This window comes from Streptomyces sp. BBFR25, from assembly GCF_044590125.1.
GTDB lineage: Bacteria > Actinomycetota > Actinomycetes > Streptomycetales > Streptomycetaceae > Streptomyces > Streptomyces canus_D.
In genome coordinates, this window is sequence record NZ_CP172447.1 from 4,109,690 (window position 1) to 4,121,848 (window position 12,159).

Here is a 12,159-nt window from a genome sequence, read left to right on the forward strand (position 1 = left end):
CCCGCAAAGGAGACGCCCCCCACGCACCCGCCAGAGCCGACCTACCCTTGCTGCCTTCCGGCCCTGGGGGAGTTCAGTCAGATAGCGCCGCGTGAGGGGCTGGGCCACACGTTACCCGATGTGGGGCCCCCGGAACGAGTTCGCAAGCACTCCCCGACGTCATGTAATGTTCTCCGCGGAGGATTCGCCTAGTGGCCTAGGGCGCACGCTTGGAAAGCGTGTTGGGGGCAACCCCTCACGAGTTCGAATCTCGTATCCTCCGCCAGTGCCTCACCGGGCACGATGTCGAAGGGCCCCACCGCTTGCGGTGGGGCCCTTCGACATGACCGTCAGCGGCGTACGGCGGGCCGGGGCGCCTGCCAAGGCGAGCCCGACCCCCGCCGAAGCCGCGCGGGCGCCGCAGGCACACGCACCCGCGCGCACCTACTAGCCGGCGGACTTCGCCGCCTTCGCCGCCTTCGCCGCTGCCTTCATCTCCTGCTTGTGCGCCCGCACCTTGGTCAGGGACTCCGGCCCCCTGATGTCCGCCACCGACCGGAACGAGTCGGGCTCTCCGTACGCCCCCGCCGCCTCGCGCCACCCCTCGGGACGGACGCCGAGCTGCTTGCCGAGCAGGGCGAGGAAGATCTGGGCCTTCTGCTTGCCGAACCCCGGCAGTTCCTGGAGCCGTTTCAGCAGCTCCTTGCCGGTGGGCACCCCACGCCAGACGGCCTCGGCGTCACCGTCGTACGTCTCGACGAGGTAGCGGCACAGCTGCTGCACCCGCCCCGCCATGGAGCCGGGATAGCGGTGCACGGCCGGCTTCTCGGAGAGCAGCGCGGCGAATCCCTCGGGGTCGTACGCGGCGATGTCGTGCGCGTCCAGGTCCTCCGCCCCCATCCGCCGCGCGATGGTCGACGGGCCCTTGAACGCCCACTCCATGGGCACTTGCTGGTCCAGCAGCATGCCGACCAGCGCGGCGAGCGGGCTGCGCCCGAGGAGTTCGTCGGCCTCGGGGTCCTGGGCGAGGTGAAGTGTGACGTCCATGGTCCCGATCATCGCGCGTACGGGCTCAGGTCGCGCGCCAGTACCCCAGCGCGTTCACCCGCTGCTTCGGCACCGCCAGCTCCTTGCGGACGTACGACGAGAGTGCCCGCGTCGTCGCCGTGTCGCAGGCGATCCAGACGAACGGCTCGGCGGCGGCCCCCAGCAGCTCCGGCAGTTCCTCCTTCACCCGGGCGACCAGCCCCGCCCCCGCGTCCCGGCGCGCGACCGCGCGGACCTCGTGCCGTTCGGCGTCGGTGCGGAAGGGCAGGCCGTCGTCCGTGCCGCCCTCGAACCAGACGGTCGCGGGCACCGGCCCCAGCGCGTCGAGGAGGGAGTTGAGCGCGGGCAGCGACGCCGGGTCGGCGACCGCGAAGACCCGTGAGGGAAGGGGCTGCGGCACCTCGAACCCGGTGCCCTGGACCGTCGCCTCGATCGTGTCCCCCGGCTTCGCCGCCCGCGCCCAGTCGCTCGCGCACCCCTCGTGCAGGGCGAACTCCATGGCGAAGGTCCCGGCCGCCGGGTCCGGGTCCACCAGCGTGTACCCCCGCTGGTGCGGTTTGCCCGCGTTGTCGAACCACAGCCGCACCCACATCGTGGGGTGGACGCCGGTCACCGCCAGCATGCCGCCGTCGCTCAGCCGCAGCCGCCGGTAGTGCGGGGTCACGTCCTCGACGCCCGTCACGGTGAACTCGAAGTCCTTCGCGCGCATCAGCTTGAGGACCGCGCCCTCCCAGCCCCGCCCCTGCCCCATGTTTCCTTCACCTTTCACGTACTATTCGGCCACGACAGACAAACTTAGGTGAGCCTAACCTAAAGGAAAGTAGAGGCACAGGGGTGAGCGCCGAGACCTACCGCGACGCCTGGGGAATCCCGCACCTGCGCGCGGACACCCCGCACGAACTCGCCCGCGCCCAGGGCCGGGTGACCGCCCGCGACCGCGCCTGGCAACTGGAGGTCGAGCGGCACCGCGCTCAGGGCACCTCCGCGGCCTTCCTCGGACCCGGCGCCCTGTCCTGGGACCGCCTCGCCCGCCGCGCCCGGCTGGCGGACACCGCGCGCCGCTGCTTCACCTCGCTGGAGCAGAAGGACCCGGAGACGGCAGCCTGGGTGCGGGCGTACGTCGACGGCGTGAACGAGGGGCTCGCCGAGACCGGGCACCCGGCCCCGGAGTTCGCCCGCACCGGCCTCACCCCCGGCCAGTGGGCCCCCTGGACCCCGCTCGGCGTCTGGCTCGCCACGCACATCCTCTTCGCGGGCTTCCCCGCCAAGCTCTGGCGCGAGCACGTCGCCGCGCACCTCGGCCCGCAGGCCGTGGCCCTCTTCGCCGCCGACGGCCCCGGCACCGCGGGCAGCAACGGCTGGCTGGTGAGCGGCGAGCGGACCACCACCGGGCAGGCGGTCATCGCGGGCGACCCGCACCGCTTCATCGAGGACCCCGGCGTCTACCAGCAGATCCACCTCTCCTGCCCGGAGTTCGACGTCGTCGGCCTCGCGGTGCCCGGCGTCCCCGGCGTCGCCCACTTCGGCCACACCGGCACGGTCGCCTGGGCCATCACCAACGCGATGGCCGACTACCAGGACCTGTACCGCGAGCGCCTGCGCCGCACCGGCGCCGGTGTCGAGGCGCTCGGCCCGGACGGCACCTGGCACCGCGCCGCCCGCCACACGGAGACGATCCACGTCGCCGGGGAGGACGCCGTGGAGGTCGAGATCATCGAGACCGAGCGCGGCCCGGTGATCGCGGGCGGCCCCGAGGGCCTCGACGACGGCACCCCGGCCGCCCTCAGCCTGCGCTACCCGCCCCGCGTCACCTCCGACCTCGGCTTCGGCGCGCTGCTGCCGCTGCTGCGGGCCCGCCGGGTCGCCGACGTGGACCGGGCCCTGGACGCGTGGGCCGAGCCGGTCAACGTGGTGCAGGCCGCCGACACGGAGGGCGGCCTGCTGCACCGGGTCGCGGGGCGGGTCCCGGTGCGCGCCGCCGCGAACGGTCTGCGTCCGGTGCCCGCGTGGGAACCCGGCCACGAGTGGACCGGCTGGCACACCCCGCCCCGCGCCGGGCTCACCGACGGCGTCGCCGTGATGGCCAACCAGCGCGGCCCGTCCGCCCCGCTGGGCGTCGAGTTCGCCGCACCGCACCGCGCCGACCGCATCGCCGCCCTGCTCGCGGGCAGGGAGCGCTGGTCGGCGGCGGACATGCCCGCCATCCACACGGACACCCACCTGGCTTCGGCCGGCCCCCTCCTGGACCACCTCGCCGCCCTGACCGCCGCGACCGCCCTCGCCCCGACCGCCCTGACCCCGGAGGCCGCCGCCCTCCGCGACCGCCTCCTCGCCTGGGACCGGCGCATGGACGCCGACAGCGCCGACGCGGCGGCGTACGCGGCCGTGCGGTCAGCGGTCGTACGAGGGCTGGCGGCGCACCCGGCCCTGGCGTCCGCCTCGGCCGCGCCCGCTTACCCCGAGGTGCTGCAACCGTGGCTCGCGCTGGTGCCGCGCGTCGCGTACGCCCTCGAACACCTCCTGCGCGCGGACGACCCGTACGGCATCGACCGCGCGGCGACCGTCCGCGCCGCGCTGGAGGAGGTCGCCGCGCGGCCGCCCGCCGGCACGTGGGGCGACACCCACCGCCTGGCTCCTTGGCGGGCGCTGCCGGACACCGCCACCGCCCGCGAGGACGAACCCGGCCTCTCCGGCGACCACGACTGCGTGCTGTGCACGTCCGCCGTGCCCGGCCTCACCGACCGCGCCGCACGCGGCCCGGCCGCGCGGTACGTCTGGGACCTGGCCGACCGCGAGAACAGCCGCTGGGTGGTGCCGCACGGCGCCTCGGGCGACCCCGACTCACCCCACCACCACGACCAGCAGCCCCTGTGGCTCGCCGGGGAAATCGCCCCGGTGGTCACCGACTTCGACCGGCTCACGAAGGAATCCGATGACTGACCCGCAAGCGCCCGCCCCCACGCCTGCGCCCCCGTACGCCTCCCGCACACCGGTCCACGAACAGCACCTGGACGGCTTCGGAACCGTCCGCGTCCTCCCCCTGGACCCCGCCGCGGACGCCGCGGTGGTCCACGGCTGGGTGAGCGAGGAACGGGCCGCCTTCTGGGGCATGAACGGCCTGACGGTGCAGCAGGTCGCCGACGTCTACGCGCACATGGGCACCCTCGACACCCACCATGCCTTCCTGGTCGTCAGGGACGCCGAGCCGGTCGCCCTGTTCCAGACCTACGACCCCGCCGCCGACCGGGTGAGCGAGTACTACGACACCGAGCCCGGTGACATCGGCGTGCACCTGCTCCTCGCGCCCGCCGGAACCGGGGGCGCGCGTCCCGGCTGGACCGCCGCTCTGTCGGGTGCCCTCATGGCGTACGTACTGCTGGGCCTGGACCGGACGCGGATCGTGGTCGACCCGGACGTGGACAACGACAAGGCGATCGCCCGTTTCCTCAAGCAGGGCTTCACCGCCGGGCCCCGGGTGGTCCTGCCCGAGGTGGACCTGCCGGACGTGTACCTGCCCGAGAAGAAGGCGCAACTCGCCTTTCTGCGCCGGGAGGTAGCGTTCGCCGGGTGACTGACGCGCCGACCGCCGAGGACCTGATCGCGCACTACGCACTGGAACCGATCCCCCGCGAGGGCGGCCTGTTCCGGCGCACCTGGGCCGGGCCCGAACGCCCGGACGGACGCCCCGCCGGGTCCGCCATCGTGGCCCTGCTCACCGCCCGGCCGGGCGACTTCTCCGCCCTGCACCGCCTTCCGGGCGACGAGGTCTGGCACTTCTACCTCGGCGACCCGCTGGAGCTGCTGCTCCTCGCCCCGGACGGCAGCGCCCGTACGGCCGTGCTGGGACCGGACGTGCTCGGCGGGCAGCACGTCCAGTTCACGGTCCCCGCCGGTACCTGGATGGGCGGCAGGGTGGCGGCGGGCGGCGGGTGGTCGTTCTTCGGCTGCACGATGGCGCCCGGGTTCACCTACGGGGACTACGAGCACGGCGACGCCGCCGACCTCGCGGCGCGCTATCCGGCGGAGGCCGCGCGCATCGTGGCACTGTGCCGCCCATGACCCCCTCCTCCTCCCCCTCCCCCTCCTCCCCTCTCCTCGACGGCCAGGTCGCCCTGGTCACCGGCGCGGGCGGCGGCATCGGCCGGGGAATCGCGCTGCGCTTCGCCGAGGAGGGCGCCGCGGTGGCGGTGCACTGCCGTACGGCGGTGGCGGCGGCGCGGGAGGTGGCGGAACGCGTCCGCGACCGCGGCGGACGCGCCACCGTCCTGCGCGCCGACCTCACCGACGAGGACGCCTGCCGCCGCCTGGTCGAGGAAGCCGCCGACTGGGGCGGCGGACGGCTCACCGCGCTGGTCAACAACGCGGGCGTGCAGCCGCTGCGGGAACTGCCCGGCATGACGGCGGCCGAGTGGCGGGCGGTGCTGGACACCAACCTCACCGGTGTCTTCGCGTGCACGCAGGCCGCGGCCGAGGTCATGCGGGCCCAGGACGGCGGCGGCACGGTCACCCACATCGCCTCCATCGAGGCGGGCGCCCCCGCTCCCGCGCACGCGCACTACAGCGCCTCCAAGGCGGCGGTCGTGATGCACGCCCGGTCGGCGGCGCTGGAGTACGGCCCGTGGGGCGTCCGCGTGAACTCCGTGTCCCCCGGCCTCATCGACCGCGAGGGACTCGCCGAGTCCTGGCCGGAGGGCGTACGGCGGTGGCGGCGGGCGGCGCCGACGGGACGGCTCGGACGCCCGGAGGACGTGGGCGACGCGTGCGTGTTCCTCGCCTCACGGCTGGCGTCCTGGGTGACCGGCCACGACCTGGTGGTGGACGGCGGGGTGACGGCCCGCCCGTCATGGTGAGGAACCGCTGAGCACGGCGGCCTCCGCGTCCGTACGTATCCCCGAGGCAGTGGGTCCCGACGACGGAGATACGACGTGAGGTGTGACGACGGTGCGCACGCTGAACCCCGGGGGCGAGGGGAAGGGAACCGGACCCGGCGCCGGGACGACGGAGCCGCGGCCCCTCCCCACAACAGCCGGGCCCACTGGCCCAGCCAGGCCAACCGGCCCCGGGACCACACGGCCCACCGGGAAAGCTCGGCTAGCCAGGACCGTCCGGGCCGCTGGGACCACAGGGGCCGCTGGGGCATCTGGGACAGCCGGGCTGGCCGGTATCACTGCGACCACCGGGAAAGCTCGGCTGGCCAGGAGGCACCGAGCCGCCCGAACCGCTGGGACGGCCGGGATCGCCGGGGCTTCTGAGGCAGCCAGCCAGGGCCGCTGGACCAGCCGAGACCAGCAGACCAGCTGGGCTAGCCGGGAGGCACCGAATCGCCCGGACCGCTGGGACGGTCGGGACCGGTGGGACTGCTGGGCCAGCCAGGTCGGCCAGGGCCGCTGGGCAAGCCGAGACTGCCAGACCAGCTGGGCTAGCCGGGACGCACCGAATCGCCCGGACCGCTGGGACGGTCGGGACCGGTGGGACTGCTGGGCCAGCCAGGTCGGCCAGGGCCGCTGGGCAAGCCGAGACCGCCAGGCCAGCCGGGGCAGGCGAAACCCCCAGGCCAACCAAGACCGCCAGGCCAGCCGGGGCAGGCGGAACCCCCAGGCCAGCCGAGACCGCCGGAACCCCCAAGCCAACCGAAGTCGCCGGAGTGCCCAGCGGCTCGTGCTCTTGGGCGTCGTGCTGGGGCTGCTCCTCCTCGGCGGTGTCGGATCGGCGTCCGCCCATGCCGCGCTCAGCTCCACCGACCCCGGGGACGGAGCCGTCCTCCAGCGGGCCCCCGGCCACGTCACCCTGACTTTCAGCGAGTCCGTCGGCCTGCGCGACGACTCCTTCCGCGTCCTGGACCCGGGCGGTCACCGCGTCCGCACGGGGGCGGCCGGGCGCGCGGACGGACGGGCCGACACGGCACGGGTCGCACTGCCGGGCGGGCTGGGGGAGGGCACGTACACCGTGGCCTGGCGGGTGGTGTCCGCCGACAGTCACCCGGTGTCGGGCGCCTTCACCTTCTCCGTGGGCAAGCCGTCGCAGACGACCGCGGCCGTGGACACCGGCCCCACCGAGGACCCGCTGACCGCGACCCTCCACAAGCTCGCCCGCTACCTCTCCTACCTCGCCGCAGCCCTCCTCATCGGCACCGCCGCCTTCATCACACTGTGCCGCCCGCCGGACCCGGCCCCGCTGCGCCACCCGCTGGTGGCGGGCTGGTGGGCCCTGCTGGCGGCCACCGTCGCCCTGCTGGTGCTGCGCGCCCCGTACGAGGCGGGGACGGGCCCGGCGTCGGCCCTGGACGCCGACGCGCTCGCCGCCACCCTCACCGCGCGCCCCGGCGTGCTGCTGCTGACCAGGCTGGCGCTGCTGGCCCCGGCCGGGCTGTTCCTCGTCCGGGTGTCCCGCACGGACCCGCACCGCGACCCGCACCGGCGGCGCGGCCCCCTCGTCGGCGCGGTGGGCGGCACCCTGGCCGTCGGCCTCGCCCTGACCTGGGCCGCCGCGGAGCACGCCTCCGCCGGTATCCAGGTGCCCCTCGCGATGACGTCCTCCGCCCTGCACCTGCTCGCCACCGCGGTCTGGCTCGGCGGCCTCACCGCCCTCGCGCTCACCCTGCGCTCCACCGCGGACGCCGCCACCGTCGCCCGCTTCTCCCGCGTCGCCTTCGTCTCCGTGACCGTCCTGGTGATCACGGGCGTCTACCAGTCCTGGCGCGGCCTCGGCTCCTGGGAGGCGCTCACCGGGACGACGTACGGCAGGCTGCTGCTGGGCAAGGTGGTCCTGGTGGCCGTGCTGCTGGCCGTGGCGGCGGTGTCCCGGAGATGGACGACGGCGCTGGCGACGGCGGCGCTCGCCGTGCGCGAGCCCGGCCGCGTGCGCGAACGGGTCCCCCAGCCGGCGGGCGGCCCACCGGAGCCGCAGCCGAGGGCAGACACGGACCCGGACCCGGAACACCCTCCCGCAGCCGCGGACACCACGGCCACCACGGCCGCCCTCCGCCGCGGCCTCCGCCGCGGCCTCCGCCGCTCCGTCCTCGCCGAGGCCGCCGTCGCCGCCGTCGTCCTGGCGGTCACGACCGTGCTGACCGCCACCCTGCCCGGCCGCGCGGCGGACGAGGCGGCGCGGACGGCCGTACCGGCGGGCGGTGTGCTGCCCGCGTCCGTCACCACGATCCCGTTCGAGATCGGCACGGCCGGACGCGGCACGGTCCAGATCACCCTGGACCCCGGCCGCACCGGCGACAACGCCGTCCAGGCCGTCGTCTTCGGCCCCGACGGCAGCCTGGCCGCCGTACCCGAACTGCGCCTCTCCTTCACCCTCCCCGACCAGGACGTCGGCCCCATCGAGGCGGACCTGTCCGACCGCGGCGGGTACTGGAGCGCCAACACCGTCACCCTGCCCCTCCCGGGGACCTGGACGATGAAGGCGACGGTCCGGGTCTCGGAGACCGACCAGGTGAGCGAGACCCGGCGGATACGGGTGGAGCGGTAGCCGCCGGGCGTCCGGCCGCTCGACCGCTAGGGCTCCTTGGTGGCGGGGCCCTCCTCGCGCTCGCTCAGCCTGGCCTTGATCACCGGGCTGATGAGCAGGTCGTACACGAGGACCCCCACGACCCCGCCGATGAGCGGGCCGACGATGGGGATCCACCAGTAGCCGCTGAACCATTCGAAGGTGCCGGGCAGGGCGATGGCGCCCCAGCCTTCGAAGAAGGTGAACAGGCGGGGGCCGAAGTCGCGGGCCGGATTGATCGCGTACCCCGCGTTGGTGCCGAAGGCGAGACCGATCACGACGACGACGAGGCCGATGAGGAAGGGGTGGAGGTTGGCCCGCGGAGCCGTGTTGCGGGTGTCGATGAGGGCGCAGATCAGCAGCAGCAGGATCCCGGTGCCCACGATCTGGTCGAGCAGGGGGCCCCACCAGGAGTCCCCGAAGTACTCGGCGGGGAACGTAGCGAAGATCGAGTACGTGTTCAGCGAGGTCTCCCGCGTCTCGCCCGCCTTGGCGATGGCCGCGTCGATCGCCCACCGGTAGCAGGCGTACACGAGCGCGGCGGCGACGAAGGCGCCCACGACCTGCGCGAGCCAGTAGGGCAGCACCTTCCGCCACGGGAAGTCACGCCGGACCGCGAAGCCGAGGGTCACCGCGGGATTGAGGTGCGCGCCGCTGATGCCGCCCGCCGCGTAGACGCCGAACACGACGGCCAGGCCCCACCCCCACGAGATGATGAGCCAGTTGGCGGGCCCGAAGTCCGCGGTCTGCCGCCCCGAGCCCGGGAGCCCGGCGACCGCGACGGCCACCGAGCCGATGCCGAACAGGATCAGGACGAACGTCCCCAGGAACTCGGCGCACATCTCGCCGCCGAGGCCCTTTCGATAACCGCGTCGATGAACAATGCGTTCGGCCACCGGCCCTCCTTCACTGGAACGGAACAGACCAATCCGCCCATACCCGAAAAAAGACCGCTCGGATGCTCAATCGGGTGACCGCACCTGATGGCACCCGGTATTCCCCCTCTATGGAGCAACGCCACGAGGCCCGCGCCGGATCACATCAGCCCCGTGGCCCAACCCGGCTGGCATCGGCGCCCCGCCTGCTCCCAGCATGGGGCATGACCGAACCACCTAGCGGGTCCCCCGGCGGGACGCCGTACGACGACCGCGGGGTGCACGCCCGGTACGGAACGACCCATGGGACGGCGCACGGAACGCCACACGGAACGGCCTCCGGACGGCAGGAGCCGGAGCCCGAACCGGCCTTCGAGGGGCCGCTGCACCTGCTGTCCCGCGCCGCCTGGCAGACCGTGCTGTTCACCGGTGTCGCCTCACTGATCCTGGGCGTCCTGGTCCTGGTCTGGCCGGGCGCCTCACTGCTCGCCGCCGGCGTGCTCTTCGGCCTCTACCTGGTCATCAGCGGCGTCCTCCAGCTGGCCGCCGCCTTCGGCACCCACCGGCGCACCTCGCTGCGGGTGCTGGCCTTCATCAGCGGTGCGGTGTCGATCCTGCTGGGTCTGTTCTGCTTCCGCGGCCCCCTGCAGTCGGTGCTGCTGCTCGCGCTCTGGATCGGCATCGGCTGGCTGTTCCGCGGCGTCACGCAGATCGTGGCCGCCGCGCACGACCCGGCGATGCCCGCACGCGGCTGGCAGATCTTCCTCGGCGCCGTCACCGTCGTCGCCGGCGTCGTCCTGATCGACTCGCCCGTCGAGTCGGCCACCGTCCTCATGCTGGTCGGCGGGTGGTGGCTGGTCGTCGTCGGCGTCGTGGAGATCGTCACGGCGGTACGGCTGCGGGGGCGGGCGCGTCAGGTCCCGCACGCCCGGTGAACGGCGCCCGCGGCGCCCGCCCTACGCCGAGCGGGCGGTTCTCGTCCCCGGTGCGCTGGACGGCGTACGCCGGGCGGGGACACGACTGAGATGAGGCACGCCCCGCACACCGCCGCCCGCCGTGGTGTCTGTCTGCGGGTCCTGGTGCTGCTGCTCGCCCTGATCGTGCCCTGCACGCACGTGACGGTGCAGGCGGCACCGGTCACGGCGGCGGCCGGAGCGGGCGGCTCCACGGCGGAGTACGACCATCTCGACTCCGCCCTGCGCGTCGTGGGCCGGAACGGCCGGCGCGCCACCGTGGTGCGGCCGGTCCCGCCGTCCTTCGCCGCGGACCCTCCCCCTCGATTCGACGCTCGTTCCGGACGGGCCGCCGCCCTTCCCCGCGGCCCGCGCTCCGTCGTCCTGCGCTGCTGACCGCGCCGGACCGGCCCGCTCGCCGGTCCCCCGCGGACAGGGACGAACACGTGACGCACCAGGAACGAGGAATCGCCATGCCCCACGACCCCTACGCCGTCCTGCGCGCCCTCCTGCGCGCCGAGGCCGCCCGCCGTACGCCCAAGCCCGGTTCCGCACCCCGGGAAGCCGAAGAACGGCGGCTCCCGGAGCGGGAACGGAGGCGCGGCTGACGGGAGCGTCCGGGCGGCGGGGGCGGGCACGCCCCGTCTCCACCGCCGGCGGAGTGCCGACCCTTGCCGATTGATCCGGTTTACGGCGTCTTTTCCGGCGCCGCACTCCGCCGCCATGGCTGCGCCCGCAACGTCCGGGCCGGTAGGCTTTCCGTGTGATCTTCAAGCGCATCGGAAACGGCCGGCCGTACCCCGACCACGGCCGGGAAAGCACCCGGCAGTGGGCGGACGTCGCGCCGCGCCCGGTCCGCCTCGATCAGCTCGTGACGACCAAGGGCCAGCTCGACCTGGAGACGCTCCTGGCCGAGGACTCCACCTTCTACGGCGACCTCTTCGCGCACGTGGTGAAGTGGCAGGGCGACCTGTATCTGGAGGACGGTCTGCACCGCGCGGTGCGCGCCGCGCTGCAGCAGCGTCAGGTGCTGCACGCCCGGGTCCTCGAACTCGACTGACGGGCGTCGGCGGGCTTCCGCTTGACCCGTTCGGGTTGCCTTGCGCCGAACCTCGGAACGTCGACTGATCATCTAATAGGCATCACCGCTCCGGCGCATTACGCTGCGCCCATGAGCATGCTGACTCCTCCCGGCATGGGTGGCCAGTACAAAATCACGGGGGGCAAGTACCCGCGGATGCGCCCGTCCCGGCGGCGTGGCCGGGTCGCGTTCGTCGCCGTCGCCTGTGTCACCGTTCTCGGAGTGCTGGGCTGGGGCACGCTGCAGCTCATCGACGTCTTCACCGGCGGCGACAAGGCCTCGGCGGCCGGTGCCGCGGGCTGTGTCACCACCGCGCGGGCGAGCGCCTCGCCGGCTGCCGCGGTGCTGCCGAAGCCCGGCCAGGTCACCGTCAACGTGCTCAACGCGACCACCCGCGGCGGTCTGGCGCAGAAGACCGCCGACGAACTGAAGAAGCGCGGCTTCCGCGTGGGCGACGTGAGCAACGCGCCCAAGGAGTACGACAAGAAGGTCACCGGCACGGGGCTCCTGCTCGGGCCGACCGCTTCCCTGAAGAGTGCGCTTCCCGTGCTCGGCACGCAGCTGCCCGGCGCCGAGCACCGCGCCGACGCGGCCCGCAAGGGCGCCGCCGTCGACCTCATCATCGGCAACGGCTTCAAGGGGCTGGCGAACCGCGCGGACGCCGACACGGCGCTGGCCAAGCTGGCCGCGCCGCGGTCGACGCCCGCCGCGGAGAAGAAGAGCTGCTGAG

The 12,159-nt window shown here is 74.2% G+C and carries 13 protein-coding genes, 1 tRNA gene and 1 other RNA gene; 11 read left to right on the forward strand and 4 right to left on the reverse strand.

All coding sequences use genetic code 11. The features are described from left to right. Positions 1 to 7 precede the first annotated feature (7 nt). Positions 8 to 104, reverse strand: an RNA gene (ffs, locus tag ACGH52_RS18625) — signal recognition particle sRNA small type. Positions 105 to 177: 73 nt separating this feature from the next. On the opposite strand from ffs, the gene ACGH52_RS18630 reads away from it, so the two are divergent. Next, positions 178 to 265 (forward strand) — tRNA-Ser (locus tag ACGH52_RS18630). 161 nt (positions 266 to 426) lie between these two features. On the opposite strand, the gene ACGH52_RS18635 is transcribed toward ACGH52_RS18630, so the two are convergent. Together ACGH52_RS18635 and ACGH52_RS18640 are read right to left on the reverse strand one after the other, a co-directional pair. Continuing rightward, positions 427 to 1,026 carry an HhH-GPD-type base excision DNA repair protein gene (locus ACGH52_RS18635; RefSeq protein ID WP_399940783.1) on the reverse strand — a complete coding sequence of 200 codons (600 nt, stop codon included), beginning with the start codon at positions 1,024 to 1,026 and terminating at the stop codon, positions 427 to 429. 25 nt (positions 1,027 to 1,051) lie between these two features. Further along, positions 1,052 to 1,777: a siderophore-interacting protein gene (locus tag ACGH52_RS18640; protein WP_399940786.1), complete on the reverse strand. Its 726-nt coding sequence runs from the start codon at positions 1,775 to 1,777 to the stop codon at positions 1,052 to 1,054. An 83-nt stretch (positions 1,778 to 1,860) separates the two neighbouring features. Between ACGH52_RS18640 and ACGH52_RS18645 the strand changes: the two genes are divergently transcribed. The 5 genes from ACGH52_RS18645 (at position 1,861) to ACGH52_RS18665 (ending at position 8,502) form a co-directional block, all read left to right on the forward strand. Next, the gene (locus ACGH52_RS18645; protein WP_399940789.1) at positions 1,861 to 3,966 is read left to right on the forward strand and encodes a penicillin acylase family protein; all 2,106 of its coding nucleotides are present in this window, start codon (positions 1,861 to 1,863) and stop codon (positions 3,964 to 3,966) included. Then, positions 3,959 to 4,597, forward strand: a complete 639-nt coding sequence (locus ACGH52_RS18650; protein ID WP_399940792.1) for a GNAT family N-acetyltransferase — start codon at positions 3,959 to 3,961, stop codon at positions 4,595 to 4,597. Before ACGH52_RS18645 ends, ACGH52_RS18650 begins: the two co-directional genes overlap by 8 nt. Continuing rightward, complete coding sequence (locus tag ACGH52_RS18655) at positions 4,594 to 5,085, forward strand: cupin domain-containing protein (RefSeq protein ID WP_399940795.1); 492 nt, start codon at positions 4,594 to 4,596, stop codon at positions 5,083 to 5,085. Before ACGH52_RS18650 ends, ACGH52_RS18655 begins: the two co-directional genes overlap by 4 nt. Beyond that, a complete protein-coding gene (locus ACGH52_RS18660; protein ID WP_399940797.1) occupies positions 5,082 to 5,876 on the forward strand; it encodes an SDR family NAD(P)-dependent oxidoreductase in 795 nt (264 codons plus the stop codon). The genes ACGH52_RS18655 and ACGH52_RS18660 overlap by 4 nt, the downstream gene beginning before the upstream one ends. An 808-nt stretch (positions 5,877 to 6,684) precedes the next feature. Then, the gene (locus ACGH52_RS18665) at positions 6,685 to 8,502 is read left to right on the forward strand and encodes a copper resistance protein CopC (RefSeq protein WP_399940800.1); all 1,818 of its coding nucleotides are present in this window, start codon (positions 6,685 to 6,687) and stop codon (positions 8,500 to 8,502) included. Between the two features lie 26 nt (positions 8,503 to 8,528). On the opposite strand, the gene ACGH52_RS18670 is transcribed toward ACGH52_RS18665, so the two are convergent. Beyond that, positions 8,529 to 9,362, reverse strand: a complete 834-nt coding sequence (locus ACGH52_RS18670) for an MIP/aquaporin family protein (protein ID WP_399946791.1) — start codon at positions 9,360 to 9,362, stop codon at positions 8,529 to 8,531. Between the two features lie 257 nt (positions 9,363 to 9,619). On the opposite strand from ACGH52_RS18670, the gene ACGH52_RS18675 reads away from it, so the two are divergent. The 5 genes from ACGH52_RS18675 (at position 9,620) to ACGH52_RS18695 (ending at position 12,158) form a co-directional block, all read left to right on the forward strand. After that, on the forward strand, positions 9,620 to 10,330 hold the full coding sequence (locus ACGH52_RS18675) for an HdeD family acid-resistance protein (RefSeq protein ID WP_121702253.1): 711 nt from the start codon (positions 9,620 to 9,622) through the stop codon (positions 10,328 to 10,330). A gap of 90 nt (positions 10,331 to 10,420) precedes the next feature. After that, positions 10,421 to 10,744 (forward strand): hypothetical protein, encoded by a 324-nt coding sequence (locus tag ACGH52_RS18680; protein WP_399940803.1) that lies wholly within the window; start codon positions 10,421 to 10,423, stop codon positions 10,742 to 10,744. A 77-nt stretch (positions 10,745 to 10,821) separates the two neighbouring features. Then, positions 10,822 to 10,956, forward strand: a complete 135-nt coding sequence (locus ACGH52_RS18685) for a hypothetical protein (RefSeq protein ID WP_259294219.1) — start codon at positions 10,822 to 10,824, stop codon at positions 10,954 to 10,956. Between the two features lie 155 nt (positions 10,957 to 11,111). Continuing rightward, positions 11,112 to 11,408 carry a type II toxin-antitoxin system VapB family antitoxin gene (locus ACGH52_RS18690; RefSeq protein WP_003999914.1) on the forward strand — a complete coding sequence of 99 codons (297 nt, stop codon included), beginning with the start codon at positions 11,112 to 11,114 and terminating at the stop codon, positions 11,406 to 11,408. Positions 11,409 to 11,543: 135 nt separating this feature from the next. After that, complete coding sequence (locus tag ACGH52_RS18695) at positions 11,544 to 12,158, forward strand: LytR C-terminal domain-containing protein (protein ID WP_210975194.1); 615 nt, start codon at positions 11,544 to 11,546, stop codon at positions 12,156 to 12,158. Position 12,159: the final 1 nt, after the last annotated feature.